This window comes from Streptomyces javensis (assembly GCF_039525925.1).
GTDB classification, from domain to species: Bacteria; Actinomycetota; Actinomycetes; order Streptomycetales; family Streptomycetaceae; genus Streptomyces; species Streptomyces asiaticus.
Genome location: NZ_BAAAIF010000001.1, coordinates 502,889 through 525,457, shown reverse-complemented (window position 1 = coordinate 525,457; position 22,569 = coordinate 502,889). Strand labels below are relative to the sequence as shown.

Annotated in this window: 21 protein-coding genes and 1 pseudogene; 15 read left to right on the top strand and 7 right to left on the bottom strand. The window is 70.7% G+C overall.

Annotated features, from left to right (window positions below):
* Window positions 1-85 precede the first annotated feature (85 nt).
* Window positions 86-238 (bottom strand): response regulator, encoded by a 153-nt coding sequence (locus ABD329_RS02335; RefSeq protein ID WP_246618267.1) that lies wholly within the window; start codon window positions 236-238, stop codon window positions 86-88.
* Window positions 239-342: 104 nt separating this feature from the next.
* Complete coding sequence (locus ABD329_RS02330; protein ID WP_198275842.1) at window positions 343-609, bottom strand: sensor histidine kinase; 267 nt, start codon at window positions 607-609, stop codon at window positions 343-345.
* Between the two features lie 583 nt (window positions 610-1,192).
* Between ABD329_RS02330 and ABD329_RS02325 the strand changes: the two genes are divergently transcribed.
* Both ABD329_RS02325 and ABD329_RS02320 read left to right on the top strand, forming a co-directional pair.
* Window positions 1,193-1,933, top strand: coding sequence for a ThuA domain-containing protein (locus ABD329_RS02325; protein WP_309142646.1), 741 nt, complete (start codon window positions 1,193-1,195; stop codon window positions 1,931-1,933).
* 37 nt (window positions 1,934-1,970) lie between these two features.
* Window positions 1,971-3,758: a thiamine pyrophosphate-binding protein gene (locus ABD329_RS02320; protein ID WP_198275843.1), complete on the top strand. Its 1,788-nt coding sequence runs from the start codon at window positions 1,971-1,973 to the stop codon at window positions 3,756-3,758.
* Between the two features lie 137 nt (window positions 3,759-3,895).
* On the opposite strand, the gene ABD329_RS02315 is transcribed toward ABD329_RS02320, so the two are convergent.
* A complete protein-coding gene (locus ABD329_RS02315) occupies window positions 3,896-4,921 on the bottom strand; it encodes an Lrp/AsnC family transcriptional regulator (protein WP_198275844.1) in 1,026 nt (341 codons plus the stop codon).
* Window positions 4,922-5,069: 148 nt separating this feature from the next.
* Between ABD329_RS02315 and ABD329_RS02310 the strand changes: the two genes are divergently transcribed.
* The 5 genes from ABD329_RS02310 to ABD329_RS02290 all read left to right on the top strand — a co-directional run bounded on the left by ABD329_RS02310 (window position 5,070) and on the right by ABD329_RS02290 (window position 10,889).
* Entirely contained in the window at window positions 5,070-6,461 is a 1,392-nt protein-coding gene (locus ABD329_RS02310; protein ID WP_198275845.1) for a type III PLP-dependent enzyme domain-containing protein, read from the top strand.
* Between the two features lies 1 nt (window position 6,462).
* Window positions 6,463-7,881 carry a Na+/H+ antiporter NhaC family protein gene (locus ABD329_RS02305; RefSeq protein ID WP_198275846.1) on the top strand — a complete coding sequence of 473 codons (1,419 nt, stop codon included), beginning with the start codon at window positions 6,463-6,465 and terminating at the stop codon, window positions 7,879-7,881.
* A gap of 52 nt (window positions 7,882-7,933) precedes the next feature.
* Entirely contained in the window at window positions 7,934-9,562 is a 1,629-nt protein-coding gene (locus ABD329_RS02300; protein ID WP_198275847.1) for an N-acyl-D-amino-acid deacylase family protein, read from the top strand.
* Between the two features lie 738 nt (window positions 9,563-10,300).
* The gene (locus ABD329_RS02295; protein WP_198275849.1) at window positions 10,301-10,492 is read left to right on the top strand and encodes a helix-turn-helix domain-containing protein; all 192 of its coding nucleotides are present in this window, start codon (window positions 10,301-10,303) and stop codon (window positions 10,490-10,492) included.
* Window positions 10,482-10,889 carry a DUF2178 domain-containing protein gene (locus ABD329_RS02290; RefSeq protein ID WP_198275850.1) on the top strand — a complete coding sequence of 136 codons (408 nt, stop codon included), beginning with the start codon at window positions 10,482-10,484 and terminating at the stop codon, window positions 10,887-10,889. Before ABD329_RS02295 ends, ABD329_RS02290 begins: the two co-directional genes overlap by 11 nt.
* A 1,445-nt stretch (window positions 10,890-12,334) precedes the next feature.
* On the opposite strand, the gene ABD329_RS02285 is transcribed toward ABD329_RS02290, so the two are convergent.
* The 3 genes from ABD329_RS02285 to ABD329_RS02275 form a co-directional block, all read right to left on the bottom strand.
* The gene (locus tag ABD329_RS02285; RefSeq protein ID WP_344315854.1) at window positions 12,335-13,441 is read right to left on the bottom strand and encodes a sensor histidine kinase; all 1,107 of its coding nucleotides are present in this window, start codon (window positions 13,439-13,441) and stop codon (window positions 12,335-12,337) included.
* Between the two features lie 101 nt (window positions 13,442-13,542).
* Window positions 13,543-13,992 (bottom strand): hypothetical protein, encoded by a 450-nt coding sequence (locus tag ABD329_RS02280; RefSeq protein ID WP_309142965.1) that lies wholly within the window; start codon window positions 13,990-13,992, stop codon window positions 13,543-13,545.
* An 81-nt stretch (window positions 13,993-14,073) separates the two neighbouring features.
* The gene (locus tag ABD329_RS02275) at window positions 14,074-14,976 is read right to left on the bottom strand and encodes a helix-turn-helix transcriptional regulator (RefSeq protein ID WP_344315848.1); all 903 of its coding nucleotides are present in this window, start codon (window positions 14,974-14,976) and stop codon (window positions 14,074-14,076) included.
* Between the two features lie 130 nt (window positions 14,977-15,106).
* Here ABD329_RS02275 and ABD329_RS02270 point away from each other — a divergent pair, with 130 nt between their 5' ends.
* Entirely contained in the window at window positions 15,107-15,550 is a 444-nt protein-coding gene (locus tag ABD329_RS02270) for a nuclear transport factor 2 family protein (protein ID WP_198282113.1), read from the top strand.
* Window positions 15,547-16,413 (top strand): NAD-dependent epimerase/dehydratase family protein, encoded by an 867-nt coding sequence (locus ABD329_RS02265; protein WP_198282114.1) that lies wholly within the window; start codon window positions 15,547-15,549, stop codon window positions 16,411-16,413. The genes ABD329_RS02270 and ABD329_RS02265 overlap by 4 nt, the downstream gene beginning before the upstream one ends.
* A gap of 271 nt (window positions 16,414-16,684) precedes the next feature.
* Here the strand turns inward: ABD329_RS02265 and ABD329_RS02260 are convergent, their stop codons facing one another.
* Window positions 16,685-17,317, bottom strand: coding sequence for a type III effector protein (locus ABD329_RS02260; RefSeq protein WP_344315853.1), 633 nt, complete (start codon window positions 17,315-17,317; stop codon window positions 16,685-16,687).
* A gap of 128 nt (window positions 17,318-17,445) precedes the next feature.
* Here ABD329_RS02260 and ABD329_RS02255 point away from each other — a divergent pair, with 128 nt between their 5' ends.
* From ABD329_RS02255 to ABD329_RS02230, 6 genes and pseudogenes are all read left to right on the top strand, one after another.
* Window positions 17,446-17,877, top strand: a complete 432-nt coding sequence (locus tag ABD329_RS02255; protein ID WP_344315847.1) for an Hsp20/alpha crystallin family protein — start codon at window positions 17,446-17,448, stop codon at window positions 17,875-17,877.
* Window positions 17,878-17,988: 111 nt separating this feature from the next.
* Window positions 17,989-18,277: pseudogene (locus tag ABD329_RS02250) on the top strand (DUF2267 domain-containing protein); the annotation flags it as partial.
* 55 nt (window positions 18,278-18,332) lie between these two features.
* The gene (locus ABD329_RS02245; protein WP_344315845.1) at window positions 18,333-18,770 is read left to right on the top strand and encodes a DUF2267 domain-containing protein; all 438 of its coding nucleotides are present in this window, start codon (window positions 18,333-18,335) and stop codon (window positions 18,768-18,770) included.
* Between the two features lie 352 nt (window positions 18,771-19,122).
* A complete protein-coding gene (locus tag ABD329_RS02240; RefSeq protein WP_344315844.1) occupies window positions 19,123-19,617 on the top strand; it encodes a MarR family winged helix-turn-helix transcriptional regulator in 495 nt (164 codons plus the stop codon).
* A gap of 181 nt (window positions 19,618-19,798) precedes the next feature.
* On the top strand, window positions 19,799-21,565 hold the full coding sequence (locus tag ABD329_RS02235) for a chloride channel protein (protein WP_344315852.1): 1,767 nt from the start codon (window positions 19,799-19,801) through the stop codon (window positions 21,563-21,565).
* 326 nt (window positions 21,566-21,891) lie between these two features.
* The gene (locus tag ABD329_RS02230; RefSeq protein ID WP_344315843.1) at window positions 21,892-22,557 is read left to right on the top strand and encodes a DUF4142 domain-containing protein; all 666 of its coding nucleotides are present in this window, start codon (window positions 21,892-21,894) and stop codon (window positions 22,555-22,557) included.
* Window positions 22,558-22,569 lie beyond the last annotated feature (12 nt).

Sequence of the window (22,569 nt, the reverse complement as noted above, 5' to 3'; positions counted from 1 at the left end):
GGTGATCAACGGAATCATTCACAAACGCCACGTGCCGGGTGGCCCCGATGCCGTTCCAGGCCGGGCATGCGAACGTCCATCAGAACTACGTCGGGGCCGGTTCCCGGGTCAGCCGTACCGCTTCCTGGCCGTCGGAAGCATCGCCGGCCACCCCGAGGTCTTCCCGGGCATTGATGATCAGACGGAATCCGGTACGGACCCGGGCCTGCTCGTCGGCCACCACCACGCGCAGCGTCATGAGACGTCCCCCACCGCCACCTGTGCAGCCACTTCGCACCCACCTGCGGGCAGGGGGCGGCGTGCGGGCACTGCCGCCTACGAACCTGGCGCGTTCCTTCATGCTCACCAGGCCGCGTCCGCTCCCACGGTGGCTGGGCTGCTGTGCGGCGAACCACGCTGCGGCGTGAGCCCGTTGTCGGTCACGGTGATCCCCAGGTGCTTCGCTCCGGCTGTTATGCGCACGCTTACCTCATTGGCGGCGGGCGCGTGGCGCAGGGTGTTGGTGAGGGCCTCCTGAACGATCCGGTAGGCGGCCAGGTCCACCGCGGCCGGCAGCGTACCGGTGGTTCCCTCGCGGTGGAGGCGTACGGTCATCCCGGTCGCGCGCACCGTCTCGGCCAGCTCCTCCAGGCGCGCCGGCCAGGGCCCCGGTTCCCGCTGCTCCCCCGTCCCGTCCTCCTCCGTATCGGGACGGAACGCGCGGAGCGGCAGACGCAGTTCGCCGAGCGCGGAGCGGGCGCCGGTCTCGATGGCGCGCAGTGCCTGGCCCGGACTTCAACGGGCCGGAGCAGGAAGGCGTCGGCTACCACCAGGTCACGCAGCGCAACGGGTTGCGATGGAGCAGCGCGTCGGCCTTTCTGGGTACTGCCGCCGATCCCCGCAAGCACCTCGTTCCGATAAACGCGCTGCTGGCCGTGAATGTCGCACCGCTTCTGCTCTTCGTCTTCGTGTACGTCTCGCCCGACTCTCTCGTCAAGATCGCGGCCTTCCAGATGTTGGCCGGATACGCGGCCTTCATGATGGTCGTGCTGGCCGCGCTGCGAATGCGACTCAAGGGCTGGCGTCCTGCCGGAGCCTGGACCCTGGGCCGCTGGGGAGCCGTGGTCAACGTGGCCGCCCTTGTCTACGGCATCCTGGGGATGACTCTTCTGGCCGCCCCCACCGGCGATGACAGCACGCCCTTCCTGGACCGGTGGATCGCGTTGATCGGCTTCCTCATCGTCTCGGCCGTGGGCCTCGTGTACCTGCTGACGGCGAAGCCGGAGCGCAAGTCCACCGCTCCGGAAACGGAGGCTGGCCGGGGCACAGGCCCTACCAGATCGCCGACGAATGGACCCTCCCGATCTTCGAAGATCTGGGGTTCGACGTCGACAGGACCAACGACGTCTTCGCGCTCGACGCCGACCTCACGGGCTACGACCTCATTGCCCTGAACTGGAACAACGCCCTGCTGTCCGAAGGCCTCACCACCGCCCAGGAGACGAGTCTGCTCGGGGCGGTGGAGGCGGGCACCGGGATCGCCGCCTGGCACGGCGCGGCGGCCGCGTTCCGGACGAGCCTGAAGTACCACTGGCTGATCGGGGGCAGCTTCCTCGAGCACCCGGCCGGAGAGGGGGTGAAGTATCCGTACCGCGTCACCGTGACGGACACCGACCACCCGGTCACCGCCGGGGTCAAGGACTTCCAGGTGGCCTCCGAGCAGTACTACATGTCGGTCGATCCGAACAACCACGTCCTGGCGGAGACCACGTTCACCGGCGAGGTGCTGCCCTGGTTGGAGGGCATGACCATTCCGCAGGCATGGACTCGAACCTGGGGGCGGGGCCGCGTCTTCTACAGCGCGGTCGGACACGACCTCGACGATCTGCGAAACCCGGACGTGACCCGACTGTGCCGACAGGGATTCGGCTGGGCCGCCCGCCGGGGCGACTGACCACAAGAACCGAACCAAGCTGAGTGGGAGCAACCACATGCCTGTCCTCACCGGAGGCCAGATCGTCGCGCGGACCCTGCGCAACTACGGGGTCGACTACGTGGCCGGCATCCCCGGTCACGGCATCTGGTCACTGACCGACGCCTTCCTGGACGACGAATCGAAGATCCCGTTCGTCCAGACCTTCCACGAGCAGAGCGCCGTCCACCTCGCGGACGGCTACTACCGGGTCACGGGCCGCCCACAGGCTGCGGTGACCTCCATCGGGGCTGGTGCCAGCAACACCGTCATCGGCATGGGAACCGCGTTCACCGACTCGACCAGCGTCCTCGTCATCACCGGCGGCCCGCCCACCCACATGCGCGGCCACGGCCTGCTCCAGGAGCTCGACCGCTATACGGCCAACGACTTCCCCAAGGTCGCCGAGGCCGTCAGCAAACGGCACTGGGTGGTCACCCGCGTCGAGGAACTGCCCTTCGTCCTGCACCGCTGCTTCAATTCCATGCTGACCGGCCGGCCAGGCCCCGTGCATCTCGAAGTACCGATGGACGTCCAGGCCGAGGCGGCCAATATGGAACTGCACGACCTGGAGCGCCGCATTCCCGTCGGCCGCCAGCACCCCGACCCCGAGGCGGTGGATCGCGCCGTCGAGGTACTGCGCACCGCCACCCGCCCGGTCATCGTCGTAGGTGGAGGGGCCATCACCTCCGAAGCCTCCGACCAGGTCCGCGCGCTCGCCGAACGCTGGCAGATCCCGGTCGTGACCACGTGGAACGGCAAGAGCGCCTTCCCCGAGGACCACGAACTGTTCGCCGGCAGCGTCGGCCAGACCGGCACGCCCATCGGCAATGCGATCGCGAGCTCCGCGGACGTCGTCATCTCCGTCGGCTGCCGCTTCACCGACTGGTCCGCCTCCAGCTACGCCAAGGGCATCAGCTTCTCCATCCCCCCGGCGAAGCTCATCCACATCGACATCGACCCCCACGAGATCGGCAAGAACTACCCGGCCGAGGTCGGTATCGTCGCCGACGCCCAACGGGCCGTGGCGGCGCTCGTGGACTCCCTGCCCACGAAGAGCGCCGACCGTCCCGAGTACATGGCCGAACTGGCCACGCTCAAGCAGCAGTGGGAGGAAAAGCTCGCCGGGCGCCGGGACAGCAACCGCTTCCCCTTCACATCGCAGCGCCCGCTGGGTGCCCTGCGCTCGGTCCTCCCCCGCGACGCGATCATCGTTGCCAGCTCCGGCAACACCCAGGGCGCTGTCAAGCAGACGTTCCCCGTGTACTCTCCGCGCACCCATCTCACCTCGGGTGGCTTCTCCTCCATGGGCTGGGCCGTCCCGGCTGCGGTCGGGGCCAAGCTGGGCCGGCCAAACCGCCCGGTGGTGTGCGTACTCGGCGACGGTGACTTCCTCATGACCGCCCAGGAAATCGCACTCAGCGTGACCGCGGGCGCACCCGTGGTCTTCGTCGTTCAGAACAACGCGGGCTACATGTCGATCCGCGGCGGCCAGCGCAAGCAGACCTCCCGGCACATCGGCGTCGAGTTCTCGTACCCCGACGGCGCACCGTACAGCCCGGACTTCGCCGCCATGGGCCGGTCCTTCGGGATCGAGTCATGGAAGGTGACCGACGCCGACTCGCTGGAATCGACCCTGCACAAGGCCGTGCAGTCGGGCGAACCCGCCCTGGTGGAAGTTCCGACGGATCGCGATGCCGCCGGCCCCTGGGTGCCCGGCTGGTGGGACTTCCCGGTGCCCTCCTACATCACAGACGAGCGCCAGGACGAGTACCACCGCACCCGCGCCACCGAACAACACCTCTGAGAATCGCTGTCAACTCCCGTAGCCGACGCGGCGCGCGTCGGCTACGGGACTTCACGTATGACCGGGCCGGACTCGGTGACAGGCAGCCGTACCACCGAGCCTGGCACCGGGATTCCGCCCACTGCGGCCTGATCGCTTCAGGTGTTCGGGAACACCTCCACATTGGGTGGCACATGCCCGACGCTACGCCCCTCGCTGTCGAGCAGTCGGCCCATCTGTTTAACGGTGTGCAGGCAGGCGGCCCGATCCACGATGGTGAGGTGACGAGAGCGCTCAGTGATCGTCGCCTCCAGTCGCGGCAGATCTCCGAGCGACCGTAGCCAGACCATCAGCAGGAGGTTCCGCTGTCCCGTGAGGGCACAGCACAGGCGCACGTCAGGGAGGGCGGTGAGCGAGCGCGCCGTGGCCTCCAGGTGCTGCGGTGCCACGTTCGCCCACAGGACGGCCGTGTCCGGCCAGCCCGACAGGGACTGTGCCATCTCACAGCGCAGCCGGAGCAACCGGTGGGCCAGCAGGCGCTTCACACGGCGGCGCGCCGTGGGCTCGCTGATCCCGGCGCGTTCGGTGAGCTCGGCGTAGGACATACGGCCGTCCTCGTGCAGCAGGCGGTACAGCTCCCGGTCCACGGCGTCCACTCGAACACCGCCCACCGTCGCGGAGGGTGTGCGGCCCGCTTCCAGCGCGCGTTGCTGCGACCGTTCGAGGCTGCGCAACCGCCACCGGCTCGGCTCGCTGTAGCCCACGGTCCGCATCTCGGCCCGGTACGCCCGGACACCGGGCAGCCGCCCGACCAAGCCGCGCAGGTAGCCCGACACCTCCGCGGGTGTGCGCAACGCCGCCACGGCCAGCAGCCCGTACACGCCTGTGAGGTGGTGGACGTAGCGCACCTGGGGCTCGGCGCTCAACGCGGTGGCCGTGTCGTCCAACCGGTCGGGCGCACACTCGATCTCGACGTACGCCATGCAGAACTCGCCGTGCAGGGAGGGGCCGACCACACAGGTGACCCACGCCAGCCCGGCCTCGGTCAGCCGCTGCCAACGACGCGCCACCGTCACGGGGTCGAGAGCGAGGGCCCGGCCCAGCTGGGCCCAGGAGGCGCGGGGAGTGAGCTGGAGCGCGTTGATCAGCTCCAGATCCTTCTCGTCGACGGATTCGTGCGGCATGCCTCTGCTTATCACGGTGTGCGTGTGGTGGACAGTGCCGATTTACCGGGCTGTCGTGACGGAATGCTGCGTATCGGCGGCCGCTCCACGCGGTCTGTGGATTCTGGTGGCCCGTACACGCTTGGTGTCATCGAGGAGGTCACAGATCGTGAGGATTGCCAGAGCCGACCAGGACGGCGGCCGGCAGCGGCGCGACCGGGTCGTACGCGAGGCGGTGCGGTCGGGTCTGGTCGGCCCGGCCCAGCTGGTGTCAGGGTTCGTCGACGCGGACGGGATCCAGGAGTCCGTGCGCGACCTGCACCGGGCCTTCGGTGACGCGCCGGTACTGCACACGTTCGCGGCCAAGGCCGCGTCACTGGTCCCCGTGCTGCGGCTGCTCGCCCGGTCCGGCATGGGGTGCGAGGTCGCCAGCCCCGGCGAGCTGGCCCAGGCCGTCGCTGCCGGCTTCCCCCCGGAACGCATCGTGCTGGACTCACCGGCGAAGACCCGCGCCGAACTGGCCCACGCGCTCGCCCTGGGAGTGGCGGTGAACGCCGACAACTTCGCCGAGGTGGACCGCATCGGTGAACTGCTCGCGGTGGGCAAGACCACCTCGGTGCTCGGGCTGAGGATCAACCCGCAGGTCGGCGCCGGAGCCATCGACGCGATGAGCACCGCCTCGCCCAATTCGAAGTTCGGCGTGCCACTGCGGGATCCCGGGGCACGGCAGCGCGTCCTCGACACGTTCGCCGAGCGGCCCTGGCTCACCCGGCTGCACGTACACGTCGGTTCGCAGGGATGCTCCCTGGAACTCATCGCCGAAGGGGTGCGCGCCACGTTCGAACTCGCCGAGGAGATCAACGCGGCGGCGGGACGGCAGCAGGTGACCAGCCTGGACATCGGCGGCGGCCTGCCGGTCAACTTCGCCGACGACGAGATCCGCCCGACGTACGAGACTTACGTCCGGCAGCTGCGCGCCGCGGTTCCCGGACTCCTCAGCGGACGCTACGACCTGGTCACCGAGTTCGGCCGTTCCCTGGTCGCCAAGAACGGCTTCACGGCCGCTGTCGTGGAGTACACCAAGGACACCGGTGGCCGCCGTATCGCACTGACGCACGCGGGCGCGCACATCGCCACCCGCACCGTCTTCATGCCGGATGCGTGGCCGCTGCGGATCGCCGTGTACGACCGCGACGGCCGGCCGGGACACGCTCCCGAGCGCGTTCAGGACGTCGCGGGCCCGTGCTGCTTCGCCGGCGACCTCGTCGCCCGCGAACGCGGGTTGCCCGAATTGGCACCCGGCGACATCGTGGTGCTGCTGGACACCGGCGGCTACTACTTCTCCACCCCCTGGTCGTACAACAGCCTCGCCCGGCCCGCCGTGCACGGTTTCACCACGCACGGACCGGACCTGCGGTTCGCCACGGTCCGACGGGAGCAGACCCTCGCCGAGATCCTCGCCGAGAGCGGCGTCGACCAGGCGGACGCGCTCCTCTTCAGCGACTTCGGCGAGGCGGACAGCGACGCGTCCCACGCGCGGCTCGTACCGACAGGAGACTGACGTGGCACTGACCGAAGAGCCCGCGACGACCGTCCGCCGTATGCCCGCGGCCAAAGCCGCCGCGCCCTACGCCATCGCCGTCGCGGGACTGATCGCCGCGCTGATACTCGGCTTCGTCATCCACGCGCCGACGATCTGGGGCCTGCTCCCGATCGGCATGTACGCGGTGCTCTCGCTGTGCGGCATGAACCTTCTGCTGGCCACCGTGGTCTCCCTGCTGGCCGCGATCCTCCTCGTCCACCGTTCACCCACCGACGTCGGCACCCTCCTCGGCACCTCGCTCGGCGATACCGTCACCCTCATCGGGCTCATCTGCCTGCTCGGCGCCGGTCTGGGCGAGGTGCTGCGGCAGACCGGCGCGGCCGGCATCCTGGTCCACGGGATCCTGCGCATGGCCCGCCGGGACAGCCAACTCGCCCTCCACATCGGCGTGATGATGTCCTGTCTGGTCCTCACGTTCGCCTTGGGCACCCTCGCCGGAGCGCTGGCCATCGCGGCCCCGATCGTCGTCCCCGTGATGGCCCGCGCGGGTCTCACCCGCTCCACGACCGCGACCGTCATGTTCCTCGGCGGCTGCGCTGGGCTGGCCCTCGCCCCCTTCGCCGGATCCAACATCGCCATCCTCGACGCCTCCGGCCTGGACTACGGCCGTTACGTACTCGTCGGAGCGGGCCCGCTCGTCGTCCTGTCCCTGGCCCTCTCGCTCGTCGTCGTCCCACGCGTCCAGCGCCGCTCGGCGGCCGCCGGCGACGACTTCTACGAGGACATCGACACGGGTGCGGGAGACGAGCCGTCCGGAGCCCGTGGTGTGCGCGCCACCTGGGCGTTCGCGGTGGGGCTCGGGGTCTCCGTCGGGTATGCCACCGCCAGTAAGTCCGGGACCGCGTTCCCGCTGCTGGCCCTGCCCACCATGGCCGCGCTCACCGCCGCCGCGGGGGGACTGTCCGTCAAGGACACCATCGACGCGTTCTGCCGGGGCGCGGCACGCATGGTCGAGACGTTCCTGCTGTTCTGGATGCTCGCCGCGTTCTTCCTGACGGTCAACGAACTCAAGCCCTACGACGTTCTCCTGGACCGCTTCGGCCCCCAGCTGCACGGCCTGGCCCCACTGCCCTTCGCCATCGCCGTGGCGCTCCTGGGCTGGCTCGGCGTCCCGGGAGCCACTGCCGCGCACGTGGTGTTGCTCAACAAGGTCTTCGGACCGCTCGGCACCAGCATCGGCCTCACGCCCACCGCCTGGGCGGTGACCTACCTGTGGGGGTCGAAGGCCGACACCTACGGCCCCTACCCCAACGCGAACATGATGGCCGCTCTCGGCTTCGCCGAAGGCACCCGGCTGAGGACGCTGCTCACGGTGGGCTGGACGCTCCTCATCCCGGCAGCGGCCATGTACGCCCTCATCCTCGCCCTGCTCCTCTGACCGGCTGGGCTCCCAGGTACGCGCACCGCATTCCACCGCGAAGGAAAAAAAGTTGTACGAATTCGATGTACTCGCCGTCGGCGGGACCGTCATCGACGGCACCGGCGGCCCCGCCCGGCGGGCCGATGTCGGCATTCGCGGCGACCGGATCGTCCTCCTCGGCCGGGCCGCGCCCAACGCCACCGCGCGGGAGGTGTTCGACTGCACGGGCCACGTCGTCGCGCCCGGCTTCATCGACCTGCACTCGCACGCCGACTTCACCGTGCGCGACGCGCCCCTTGCCGAAGCGTGCATCAGACAAGGCGTCACCACCATCGTCACGGGCAACTGCGGCAGTTCCCCCTTCCCCATCACCCCGGAACGGCGCCACGCGATCGACACCACACTCGCCCGCGGCGGCAGCGCCGACATGCCCTGGGAGGACTTCGACGGCTTCGCCCGCGCGGTAGAGGAGGCCGAACCGTGCGTCAACCTCGCCGCTCTCGTCGGCCACTCGGCCCTCCGCATCGCCGCGGTCGGCACCGAACTGCGCCCCGCGACGGCCGACGAGACGGCCCACATGTGTGAACTCCTCGCGCGAGCCGCCGAACAGGGAGTGTTCGGCATGTCCACCGGGCTCATCTATGCCCCGGGGTCGTTCGCCGGTACGGACGAGGTCGTGGCACTGGCTACCGAGGCCCGTCGGGCCGGGCTGCTCTACAGCACCCATATCCGTGACGAGGGCGACCATCTCGTCGAAGCCGTGACCGAAGCCCTGGACACCGCCCGGCGCAGCGGCGTGCGCCTCCAGGTCTCGCACCTCAAGGCGATGGGTCCCGCCAACCACGGCAAGGTGCACGAGGCACTGGCCCTCATCGAGTCCGCCGCCGCGGAAGGACTGGATGTGGCGTGCGACGTCTACCCCTACGCCGCATCCTCTACGCGGCTCACCTCCCGCCTTCCCGACTGGGCGCTGGACGGTGGCCTCGACGCGCTCCTCGCCCGACTGGACAACCCGAAGACCCGCGAGGCGATCGCCGCGGAACTCCGGGCGAAGACCGGACACACCTTCCTGCCCGAAGGCACCGTCATCGCCGCGATGCCACCGGGCCGCTACTCCTCATGGGTGGGACGCACGGTCCAGGACATCGCCGTCGCCACCGGCCGCGACCCGGCCGAGGCATCCCTCGACGTGCTGCGTGCCCACCAGGCTCAGGTATGGATCGTCAACCACGCCATGTCCGAAGCGGATGTGGACACGGTGCTGCGCCACCCCCTGAGCGCAGTCGTCAGCGACGGCTGGGAACTGGACACGGCCACCGACGGCCACCCCCACCCCCGTCACTTCGGCACGTTCGCCCGGGTCCTCGCCCGGTACACCCGCGACCGCCAGATCCTCACCCTCGAGGACGCCATCCGCAAGATGAGCGCACTGCCCGCGGCCCGCCTCGGCCTCACCGACCGAGGCACCCTCAGCGAAGGCATGGTCGCTGACCTCGCCGTCTTCGATCCCAAGACGGTCAGCGACACCGCCACATACGACGCACCGCTCGCCTACGCCCAGGGCATCCGCCACGTCCTCGTCAACGGCCGCCCCGTACTGCGCGACGGCACCTTCACGACGCACCGCCCCGGCACGGTGCTCCGCAAGAGGCCCCCGCGACCTCCTTGGCCGGGAGTTCCGCCGACCCCAGGTCGATAAGCAGCCGGATGACCTCGCCACCGTCGCCGCGGCACTCGATCACCCGTACCACCGCTCCACGAGGGTGTGCTCCCTACCGTCGTCCCCGTCGGTGGCCGGCCCGGCTTGCCCGGCGATCGTTGTACACCTGCGTGCGACGAATCTTCCGTGCGAACCGAGCAACGTGGCTGACGTCACGGGAGACACCTGCGCCCAGCGCCACCGAGGCATCAGCGAGGACGGCGCCGAGAACCAGAGCCGGTCCGCGGGCTCCTACCCCACCGGGCCCGCAAGCCGTCCCCGGATCCTCGGTGGCATCATCAACGAGTGCACCGCCCGCCTCGCCTTGTACCGGGCCCTGCCCTCCGGTGTGCCGATGGCCTCCAGCTGGAGCGCGGATTTGCTCGTGGCCGGAAGGGCAGTGAATGCACAGGTGCCCGCAGGGGCTGGCCTGCGGGTCCTGCGGCTGGCGGACACCGAGGTGGAGGTGGCCGGGGTCCGGCTGTCCGTCACCTTCCAGCCGGTGGACGACCCCGGGCTCGTCCGGCGCGTCTCCGGTGCCTACCGGGCCAAGTCACCCACGGCGGCACACCCAACCGCAGCGCCGAGGTCCATACGTTGCCGAAACCGAACAAGAACGTCAGCCCCAGCACCGCCGCCATGATCAAGGTCACGACCCCCTTTCGGAGCTTCCTCGCCAGACCCCCGCGATGTAAAGGTCACTTGACACCTCCGGAATGTAAAGCCTACTTTCCATACATGCGGAACGAGGTACGCCAGCGGCGCATGGCCATGGGGCTCTCCCAGCAGGAGCTGGGGCGGGCGCTGGGCGTCTCCCGGCAGACGGTCAACGCCATCGAACAGTCCCGCTATGACCCATCACTGCCCCTGGCGATCCGTATGGCCCGGTACTTCGGCACAACAGTTGAGGAGATCTTCCATGCCGACTGACCAGACCCCAGAGACCACCCGCAGCCAGCGCTGGGCCGTTCCGGTCGTGGGGCTGGCCATGGGCGTCGGCTTCATCGCGGTCTTCCTGGCCCGGAACGACCCCGGAATGGCCGTTGCCGGCTTCGTCATCATGGCCGCCTATGTGCTGATCCTCGTCATGGCATCGCGCCGGTCGGAGTCCGCCGCGCTGCTGCGCGGCCAGACCACGGATGAGCGCCGCCGAGCCATCAACCAACGCGCATCCGCGTTCACGCTGAACGTTCTCGTACTGGTACTCCTGGCCGGCTTCGTAACCGAACTGATCCGCGGACACAGCGGTCACCCCTGGGATGTGCTGTGCGCGGCAGGCGGGGTGACCTACATCCTCGCCACCATCTACTTCTCACGCCGCGGCTGACCGCCCGAGGACGGGCCAGGACAGCGGCGGCCGCCACGGCGCCCACGGCCGCGGTACCGGACCGCCACGGCACCCGATCCGCGCAAGCGGCAACCCCCGCGCACTCGAGCGACGATCCGGGCCCACAGCCACGACCTACCGCTGCCCGCCCCCCACCACACGCCGATGCCCTGACCCGCCCGCCACGCGACACCGACCGCCACGCCAGCGGTAGCGCATACGACCAGGCCCGCGGTCCGGACCCGCAAGCGCTCCACCCAGGCCTGGACGCCGACGTCGGCCACAGCCACCGAGCGGTTTCGCCGTGCCGCCAAAGGCGCGCGTACCGACGGGCATCCAGTCGGCGGAACGACGGACAGCGGCGCTCCCCGCCGCGCCGGTCAGGACAGCCCGGGCGGAAGGAGACCATGCCAAGAATCCGCGGAGGGCCGCCGCCGGGCCCGGCGGACAGGGCCGCAGAGACCGCCCGGCGGCGAGACCACTACCAGGCGCGCCGCGGCCGAACCGGCGCACCCCCCCCCCCATTACGCGGCGGCGTACGCACACGCATCCTGGCCCACCACCCGCCCGAGCCCATGCCCCGACACTCGAGGCGAGGCCGTCACCCGCGCCACCGACACGCCGTCGTCCAACTGCGGTCCGCCAAGCACCCCCGGTCATCCCGCACATGGAACCCGCGGCGACCTCCGGCACGCCAACGGCACACGAGCAGCACACCCGCCTGGAACCCCGGCCCGCCGGAGATCGACCCGCCGTTGACACCGCCCTCACTGGGTGATTTCTTTTGTCGCCCCGGCTCCGGCTCCGGCTCCGGCTACGACTGTCGACACCGCCCCCTGCCCACGACGGTCAGCTCCCGCACCCGGGCCCACCGCATCCGGTGCGCACCGGCACCCCGCCACCGGCCCGACGGCTTCTCCGCCGCGAACCGCCCGGGAGCGGCATGCTCCCCGCGAACAGCTGCGCGAAGGCCGGGCCGAGCCCTGGCGGGCGATCCCTCCGCCTCCCATAGAGAGGTCCAGCTTCCCGGTGCGCTCGAAACTGTCGCCGTACGGCCGGGTGCCGCCGTCGTCCGACAGCCCCTGGTCCGTCCCCGGCAGCAGCCATGCGGAGCTGCGAACCCTGTCGTCGCCCGGCGCGGCCACGGTCAGGTCGGCCCGGTGGTCGCCGTCCATGTCGACCCGGCGCACCGGCATACCGGCGGAACCCGGACGAGCATCGAGGCGGTACAGCGCCGCCTCGGCCCGGCCGACGCGCCGCGGCCGCTTCAACGGAATGACCGGGCACGGCTCTCCGGATCGACGGGCACTGATAGAAGGGCTCAGTCGGGCCTTCGCGATCGCCGACGCCCGCCCCGACCTGCTGCGCGGCCGGCGGCTCCCGGACAGCGGCCTGGTCGTCGGCGACGACCACCCTCAACGTCCGGCTGTCTCCGGCGGGTTCGGTCATTGCGGGATCGCTGCCTCCACTTGCCAGCCGCCCTGGTCGAGCCCCTCGGTGACCGGGCCCGCGGTGAGGGTTCCGCCCAGCAGGGCCACCCGTTCGCGCATCCCGATCAGTCCCATCCCGCTGCCGACGCCCGCGTCGACCGGGCGGGTGGCGGCACGGTTGCGGATCCTCAGTGTCGTCGACGAGACGGCGAACGTCAGCTCCACGCCGACATCGCCGCCGGGCGCGTGCCGGGCCGCGTTGGTCAGCGCCTCCTGGGCGATCCGCAGGAGGTTCTGGGTCACCTGCGCCGGCACCTCCCGGACGGTCCCGGTGACGGTGAGGGCATCGCGGTGGCCGGACGACGACAGCATCGCGGTCAGGCTCTCCAGCAGCGGCAGGGAGTCCTCGCGGAGGGCGTGTACCGTCCACTGCGCCTGCTTCAGGCTCTCCTTGACCAGGCTGTGGGCCTTGCCGTTGGCCTCTCGCACCCTCTCCAGGTCACCGGTGTCGAGCAGCGCGTCGGCCAGTTCCAGCTGCATGTTGATCCCGGCCAGCGAATGCGCCAGGACGTCGTGCACGTCCCGGGCGATCCGGCTGCGCTCGGTCAGCACCGCTGCCTGGGCCTCCGCTCGGGCGGCGCTCTCGGCGGACTCCGCCGCCGAGAGCCCCGACTGCACGGCCTGGTGATGACTGCGATTGGCGATCCCGACCAGGACCGGGACGCCGGTGGCCAGGCCGATTTCCCAGGGCACCAGGTGGTGACCGGGCCCGAGACGGAAGTACAGGACGGCGCCGCACAGCACGCTGCACGACAGCGCGAGGACGACAGCCGGTCTGGTCCGGAGCCGGTATCCGCTGTGTCCGGCGAGGAAGAAGGCGAAGAGGTAGGTCGATCCACTGCGGCCGGTGGCGATCAGTGCGGCCGACGCGACGATCCCCAGAGACAGCCAGACGACGGCGACCCGCTCCGTGACCCTGGCCTCGGGCAGCCCTCGGGCCAGCAGCGCCAGGCAGTTGAGCACGAAGAGGACGGCGACCGCCAGCCCCCGCCCGCTGAAACCCATCGGCCGGATCGTCAGGATCCCGGCGCCGATGACGGCCAGGGTCAGCACCCACTGCACACGGGGGTCCCGTCCCGGCATCGACCGCGGTTCGACCCCGTGGGGTGGCACCGACGCGGGAGAGGACGCGGGCTCGACTGGGGGCACGGCCAGACCATAGCTCACGGTCGGGCCAGGAGGTGGTCCGCCGCCGGCGCCGGCCGCTCGCGGGGCACCAGCCGACCGCGCAGGAAGATCGTGGCCAGCCGCGTGACCACCTCGGTGAGAGCCATCAGGACGAACGCCGCCACCCATGCCTGGTCGCCCGCGATGTGGTGGGCGACGCTGAACCGGGCCACGTCGTCGGCGCCACCGCCATGCTCGACCCACAACTGGAACCCCATGCGCGCGCCCATGCCCAGCACCCAGAGAACCACCGAGACCGCACCGGCCTTGACCAACGTGTCCGCCGAGTGCCCGGACCCGGGTGTACACACACCACCCGCGACGCCCAGCACGGCGCCCACGCCCATCAGTGCCCCCACCAGCACCAGGTCGTTGCCCGCGGTGGGAACGCCGTCCAGGTACGTATGGGCCACGAAGGCCACGATCCCCAGCGGTGCCCACCTCACCGGCGCCTCTGAGGATGTGCCGGCTCCGCACCCCTTGGGCCTGGGAGCAGAGCTGGAGTACGAGGCCGACAGCATCATCCTTCAGGGGCTCCGCTCATGTCTGCCCCCGCCCTCCCCAACCCTGCGGCTACAGGTCGGCGAAGGGCTCGCCGCGGGGGTTCCGAGCCGGGCGAGTGCGATGGCGGTCGGACTGCCGGGTTCCGCCGTGTACATCACCAGTTGCAGGTTGGTGCCGGGCAGCAGCAGGGCGTGGCGTTCCACCTCCAGTTCGCCCATCTCTGGGTGGTGCAGGAGCTTGCGTAGCGTCGGTACGGGTCGTACGTCGTGGTCGCGCCAGCCGGCGGCGAAGTCCGGGCTGTGCGCGGCGATCTCGTTGACCAGTTCGGCGAGGGCGCGGTCGGCCGGGTAGCGGGCGCTGGCCGTGCGCAGTTGGGCGGCGGACTGCCGGGTGAACTCGCCCTCGGTGCCGACTGGTGCTGAACAGAGGGAGCCGCCCAGCCGGAGGGACAGCCGCACGGTGTTGCGCTCTTCGGGGGGCAGCAGCCCGAAGTCGGTGATCAACTCGGCTGCCGCTGTGTTCCAGGCCACGATGTCCTGCCGCTCGTCGACGAGGTAGGCGGGTATCGGTCCGAGCCGGTTCAGGAGCCGGTGGGCGTCGTCGGGCACCGGCCTACGATCGGCGTTCGTGCCGGGCGGGATCTGGCCGGCCAGCCGCGCCAGGTGTTCGCGTTCGGCGTCGGTGAGCCGCAGTGCCGTCCCCAGCGCGGCCAGTACCTGCGGGGACGGGCGGGGTGCGCGGGCCTGCTCCAGCCGCTCGTAGTAGTTGACCGACACCCCGGCCAGTGCGGCCACCTCTTCGCGGCGCAGTCCGGGGGTGCGCCGGGCACGGCGGCCCGGCGGGTGGATGGCCGCGGCCGGCACCTGGTCCGGGGGCAGTGCCTCTCGCCGGCGGCGCAGGAAGTCGGCCAGTTCGCTTCTGCTCACCCCATTCATGGTGGCAGGAGGTGCCCGGCATAGCCACGGACTGGCGGTCCGGGGCTCAGCCGTCAGTTCCCCCGGCGGCAGGTCCGCGCACAGTCTGGACCCCACACCCCGTTGAATCTTGGAGGACATCATGCTGCGCGCTCCCGAGGAAACGATGCGCCGACTGCTGGATCTGATGCTGGCCAAGGACATGGACGCCGTCGCCGACTTGTGGGCCGAAGACGGCACTGCCGAGTTCCCGTTCGCCGCCGGGGCCTCGCCGCGGCGGTTGGTCGGACGGGAAGCGGTCCGTGGCTACCTGATCGGCTTCCCCGAGGTGTATGACGTGCGAAATATACCCGCGATCACCGTGCACCATACGGAGCGCCCGGACACCGTTGTGGTGGAGTACCACGCGATGGGACGCTCGGTGCGTACCGGAGAGCCCTATCGGATGGACTACATCGTGGTGATCACCGTCCAGGACGGTCTGATCACCCGCTTCCGGGACTACTGGAATCCGCTGGCCAATGCCACAGCGGCCGGGGCGCTGCCCGAGCTGCTCGATTCGCTGCGCCCGGAGACGGCCCGATGACCGGCGTGCTGGTGACCGGCGGCACCGGGAAGACCGGGAGCGCACTGGTGGAACTGCTGCGGGGCCACGGTGTACCGGTCCGGGTGGCCAGCCGGCACCCGTCTGGCGGTGCTCTGGACGCGGTCCGGTTCGACTGGGCGGACCCGGCTACCCACCCGGCCGCGTTGCGCGGGGTGGACCGGGTCTTCCTGGTGCCTCCGGTGAACACGGTGGACCCGATGCCGCTGGTCGGTCCGTTCCTGGCCGAGGCGCAACGTCTCGGCGTGCGTCGGGTAGTGCTTCTCGGCTCCGCAGTCGTATTGCCGAACGCTCCCAGTGCGCTGGAGCTGGCGGCGCGGGTGCGGGCCCGGCCAGGGTGGGTGGTGCTGCGCGCGTCCGGGTTCATGCAGAACTTCCTGAGCCCACACCCGGTGGGCGAGCGGATCCGGCGGCACGGCGAGATCCGCACCGCCGCCGGGGACGGCCGGGTGGGCTGGATCGACGCGCGGGACATCGCGGCGGCCGCCTCCGTCCTGCTGGCCGACCCCCGCGTCGAACCGAGCGAGCAGGGTGACCACCTGCTCACCGGGCCGCAGGCCTTGAGCTACCAGGACGTGGCGGCGATCATCTCCGCCCGCACCGGACGGCCGGTACGAGTGGTGAGGATCGGGACCGACGAGCAGGCGGCCAACTACCGGGCCGCAGGCACCTCTGCCGAGTTCGCCGCCGCCATCGCCGCTGTGGAAGACGGCATCAGAGCTGGTCAGGAAGACCAGGTCAGCACCGCGGTGCTGGACCTGACCGGCCGTCCACCCCGCACCTTCGCCGCATTCGTCCAGGAGCACGCAACTCGGTGGGCAGACGACGGCTTGCCCGAGGGCTGACCGCTGGTGGCCGGCGGCACGACGAAGGACCGCCCGGCCGCGGCATCGCCGAGTACCGCATCGGTCAGCCTCACCGGTGAGACCGCAGATGCCCTCGACGATGTCGCGCCCCGGAGTCTCGACCACTGGAGGCCGAGTAGATCGCCGGCGGAGGAGAGTTCGTAGTGGTCCGAGACGAGGGCCAGGGCGAGATGGATCCAGGTCGCGGAGTCCTCGCCCCGGTCCTGTTCCGGGCGGTGGCTGTTTGCTGTGAGGGGGGAGTTGGGTGGGTTTAGGGGTGGGTGAGGGTGTCGAGTTGTGCGGCGAGGTCGGGATGGGTGGTGGTCAGGTGGGGGCGGGTGGCGTTGAGGGGATCGATGAGTTCGGCGGGGTCGTCGTGGGCGAGGGCCTCGTGGAGCTGGCTGAGTGGGAGTCGGGCCGTGGTGGGCAGGTCGGTGAGGGCGGTGATCTGGCCGGCGATGCGGCGCAGTTCGGCCGCGTTGCGGCGGGCCCAGGTGGCGGTGGTGCGCTTCGCGGCGCGGTGTTCGCGGGTGGCCTGGACGCGTTGTTCGCCGGTGGTTCCGGCGGGCCCGGGGCGGCCGCGCAGGTAGCGGCGTTCGGCGGCCTGGCGGCTGGCGACGCCGAGGGGGTGGGCGAGGTCGGCCCAGCTGGCTCCCGCCTCGCGGGCGGTTTCGATCAGGCCGGTCTCCCATCCGGCGAGTCGCTCGCGCACCTGCCGCAGCAGCATCAGGGAGGCCAGCGCCTGCTCCGCCCCGGGACCGGGCGCATCCTGTGTGCCCGCGGACTCCTGCCTGGCCTCGCGCAGGGCGTCGTCAATGGCGTGCAGGGCCGCCGCGGCGGCGAGGAACGACGCCGGGCTGTGGGCATTCGTGCTGGTCGTGGACGGCTGGTCGGCTGCGGTCACGGACACCTCCCTCTCCTTGTCATCGCATAGACGACATCGTGTTTGTCATCCATTGGACGACATGATACAACGGTGCCAGTGAGGCGCATTGGCAGCAACTGCCTGAACCCGCTGGAGGTGTTTTCACGATGTTGATGCGCACTGACCCCTTCCGTGACCTGGACCGGCTGGCGCAGCAGCTGATGGGCCCGGGCACCTGGTCCCGCCCCTCGGCGATGCCGATGGACGCCTACCGCGACGGCGACGAGTACGTGGTGGCCTTCGACCTCCCAGGCGTCACCCCGGACGCGATCGACATCGACGTCGAACGGAACATGCTCACCGTCAAGGCCGAACGGCGGCCGGCGGCGAAGACCGACGGCGTCCAGATGGAGCTGTCCGAGCGGCCACTGGGGGTCTTCTCCCGCCAGATCGTCCTCGCCGACACCCTCGACACCGAGCACATCCAGGCCGACCTCGACACGGGCGTACTCACCCTGCGCATCCCGATCGCCGAACGCGCCAAGCCCCGCAAGATCTCCATCGGCGCCGGATCCAGCCACAAGGAAATCTCCGGCTGACACCAACCGAACGGGTACGGAGGGCGGACACCTGAATCCCCCCTCACCCCGCCCTCCGCACCCCCCGGACAGCCCGACAACACAAAGGGGCGACGACCGGGACAGCACTGCGCCCGCCTGGTCGGCGACGTCCGCACTCAGTCGGCGGTGCGCCTGTCCGAGGCGTTCGCCCTGAACCTGCTCGACCCGCCGCAGAGCGCGGAGCCGCTGCCCCCGGGAGTTGTTCGTCCGCGCGACCGCCGCGTGGGTCGAGGGCGCCACCGAGCAGACCCCGGCCTGGGGTCTCAGCGCCATGCTGTCCACCGTCGCCGAGGCCGCCGACGAAGACCTGCCGGGCCAGATCCTGCTCCAGCTACCCGTCGGCTACAACCCGCACTTCGGCCGCCCGCAACCCACCTGACCATCCCGCACCCCGGTGCCCGAACACCGGCAACAGCAAGAAAGGCAATACCCCAGTGATCTCCGATCGGCAGGCACCTCCCCAGCAGCCGTACTCGACGGCATACGAGCAGATGCTGGAAAAGGTCCGCTACGAGGGCGCCTACCCCACCCGTGAGCGAGCCGACGAGGCCGTCCGCCTGGTCCTCGCCGGACTGGGACGCCAGCTCACCGGCGACGAACGCGTCGACCTGGCCGCCTGCCTGCCCCTGGAAGCCGCACTCGTACTGACCGAGCAGATACCCGACCCCCAGCCACTGACCGGCTGGTCCTTCGTCAAGGACCTCGCCGCCCGCACCGGCGCCTCCCTGGCCACCACCCGCTGGGACACCGGCTCCGTCTTCTGCGCCGTCGCCGCCTGCGCCGGGCCCGACCTGCTCACCCGCATCCTCCACCAACTCCCCACCGGCTACGCCCTGCTCTTCGGACGCGCCGAACTCACCCAGGCCGCGTAGACAGCGCCGCACGGCGGGCTCGGCCGCCACCCGCGCCGCATCCGCCCGCAATTCCCCGATCGCGGCCCGCCGAACCCGCCCACGGCAAAGACGCGGGTCACCCGCCGTCTCCGAACGGCCAGGGCCAGGCCAGGTCATCGCAAGCCGCGTGCCCCAACCACCCTGGCTGAGGCGGTGATGGGAACGCGGCTGCGGCAAGACCGCATCCTGGAGAAGGCCCTCGCCGGCGGCGCCGACCCCCGGCCGCCGAACCCCCGTAGAACGTCGTCGGCAACGTATGGGAATGGTGCGCCGGCCGGTGGGCCAGGTCGGCCGTGCCCCGTAGGGGCGGTCGGGAGGGTAGAAAGGGCGTATGCCGCGTCGCTCTTCCCCAGCTTCCGCGTCCGATGCCGAGGCGATGGTCTCCGCTCTGCTGACCGCGTCCCGGCTGCTGGTCGCCGTCTCCGCCCGGTCGCTGGCCGCGGTGGAGGAGTCCCTGACGCTGCCGCAGTTCCGGATGCTCGTCGTCCTCGACGGCCGGGGGCCGCTGAGCCTGTCCGGACTGGCGGCGGAGTTGGAGGTGCAGCCGTCGACGGCGATGCGCATGATCGACCGCCTGGTCGCGGCGGGGATGGTCGCGCGCGGCGTCTCCGCGGAGGACCGGCGCACCAGCGTGATCTCGCTCACCAAGGAAGGCCGACGGATCGTGCGTGAGGCCACGGATCGGAGGCGGCAGGAGATCGCGCGCATCGTCGAGGCCATGCCACCGGGCCAGCGTCGCCATCTGATCGACGCGTTGCAGGCGTTCACCGAAGCGGGCGGCGAGCCCACGGTGGCCAACACCTCCCAGGCACACGCCAACTGGTGACATCCGGCGGCGGCTCCGGCGGCACGGAGGAAACGCTCCGCACTGATCATCCCACCCGGCCCGGCCATACCGCCTGTACGCTCCATCTATTATTTTGCATAATGCAAAGATGAGCGACGAAACGATCGGCCTCCGGCGAACCCCCTCCCCCACGCCGGCGGGCGCCCGGCTCCTGAGCGGCATGCGGTCGGGCCTGGGGAGTGTGATCGGGCTCGCGCTGGTGGTGGGGTGTGGTGCCGGGCTGGGGGCGATCGCCTTCCGGTGGCTGATCCAGTCCTTCACACGGCTCCTGTCGGGGCACGCCGACTACTCAGCCGCCGGGCACGCCGCCCATCCGGGAGTGCCGTGGCTGGGGCCGTGGTTCGTGGTGTTGGCGCCGGTGGTCGGCGGGCTGCTGTACGGGCCGCTGGTGCAGCGCTTCGCCAGGGAGGCGCGCGGGCACGGCGTACCGGAGGTGATGTACGCGGTCGCCCATCGCGGTGGCCGGATCGCCCCGCAGGTCGCGGTGGTCAAGGCGCTGGCGTCGGCGCTGTGCATGGGCTCTGGCGGTTCGGTGGGCCGGGAGGGGCCGATCGTGCAGATCGGCTCGGCGCTCGGTTCCACCGTCGGGGGCGTGCTGCGGGTGCCGGAGGACCGCAGGCGGCTGCTGGTCGCCTGTGGCGCGGCGGGCGGGATCGCGGCCACCTTCAACGCCCCGCTGGCCGGGGTGTTCTTCGCCATGGAGCTGATCCTGCGGGACTTCGCCGTGGAGTCCTTCGGCGCCGTCGTCCTGTCCAGCGTCACCGCGAGTGTCATCGGCCGCGCGGTGCTGGGGGACGAGGCGTTCCTGACCCTGCCCGCCTTCCATGTCGGCCACTCCGCGCAGTACGTGCTGTTCGCGCTGCTCGGCATCGTCGCGGGCGCGGTCGGGGTGGCCTTCACCCGGGTGCTGTACCTGATCGAGGACGCCTGTGACTGGGCCTGGCGCGGCCCGGAGTGGCTGCGCCCGGCCGTCGGCGGCCTGCTGCTGGGCGGTCTGCTGCTGGTACTGCCCCAGATGTACGGGGTGGGCTATCCCGTGCTGGAGAACGCCATCGACGGCGAGTACACCGTCGGTCTGCTGCTGCTCCTGCTGGTCGGCAAGATCGTCGCGACCAGTCTGACCATCGGCATCGGCGGTTCGGGCGGGGTGTTCGCGCCCAGCCTCTTCCTCGGCGCCATGGCCGGAACCGCGTTCGGTGCCACCGCTCACCAGCTCCTGCCCGGCACGGCGGGAGCGGTGGGCGCCTACGGGCTGGTCGGCATGGGCGCGGCCTTCGCGGGCGCGGCCCGCGCCCCCATCACCGCCGTGATCGTGCTGTTCGAGCTGACCGGGCAGTACTCCATCATCCTGCCGATGATGCTCGCCATCGTCCTGGCCACGCTCACCAGCCGCCTGCTGTCACACGACACCATCTACACCCTCAAGCTGCGCCGCCGCGGCATCGACCTGGACACCGCGCGCCTGGAGTCCCCGCTGGCCGGAGCGACCGTACGGGAGGTGATGGAGGAGCCGCCCGCCGCGCTGTCCGGCACCCTGCCGCTCAAGGACGCCGCCGATCTCCTGGCGCGCTCCGGGCACGGGAGCCTGCCCGTCACCGGACGGGACGGGGGCTATGCGGGTGTGGTCACCGCGCGCGCCGTCGCCGAAGCGCTCACCGAACCGGATCCCGCCCTCGACGCGCGCGCCACCCCACGCCTCGTCGCCGACCTCGCCGAACACCCCCCGGCGGTGACCACCGGCACGCCGCTGAGCGGGGCCCTGCACACCCTGGTCACCGCCGACGGCACCGGGCTTCCCGTACTGGACGCGGAGCACCGCGGCGAACCGGTCGGCTGGCTCACCCACCAGACCGTCCTGAACGCCCTCCATGCGCCGACGCCACCACCACGGCCGACTCCCGAGGCCGCCCAGCGGCGCTCGCCATAGTCCGCGCCACAGCCCGCGGGTCAGGCGCGGATGTCGCAGGGCCCAGGTGCCACCGGTGGAGCAGGATCGGCGCCCGGAACGCCGCCCTGCGCAGCCCGGGGGCCGAGCGCACCCGCATACGTCGGGTCCTCATCGGTCGCTCTCCAGTGACGGTGTCACGCCGCCAGGGAGCGGGACTGTAACGGATCGGAGGGACTCCCGCCATCGGTTCCGCACCCTTAATCAAAGCGCAAATTTTGCAGTGTCTAAATGCCTAGCGTTCTGCGTGCCACGACGCTTGCGTCCGTCTCCCAGCGGGCGGACGCACTCCCGATCCAGGAGGCAGCATGACCGCGCACGCCCGGTCAGTACCCGGCCGCTCACGCAACCTCACCATCGCGGGCGTCCTGCTCGTCGCCCTGGCCGTCATCGCCGGAGCCATCGTCTGGGCCACCCGGGGCGATGCGAACGCCACGGAGAACTCCTCGGCGAGCTTCCCCAGCGCCAAGCCGGCCGCCCCCGGTGACGTCGTCACCACGGCCGGCCCGGTGAGCAAGCTGGACATGGAGTTCCTGGTGAAGGTACGGCAGGCCAACCTGTGGGAAGCCCCGGCCGGTCGGCTCGCCCAGACCCATGCCACCAGCGAGGCCGTCAAACGGGCGGGTATGCACGTGATGGACGGACACTCCAAGCTGGATGAGTTCGTCCGCAACACCGCCGAGGCACTGAACGTCTCCATCCCGGACGAGGCCAGCCCCGAGCAACAGGGCTTCGTCCGCACCCTGGAGAACGCCCAGGGGGCCGACTTCGACAAGAAGTTCGCCAACATCCTCCGCGGCACCCACGGCAAGATCTTCGTCACCATCGCCCAGGTCCGCGCCAGCACCAAGAACTCCGTGGTGCGCCGGTTCGCCTCCGAGGTCAATCTCACCGTCCTGGACCACCAGAACGTCCTCGACGACTCCGGCCTGATCGACGAGGCCACGTACGACGACATCGCCTCCACCTTCTGACACTCGTACGCA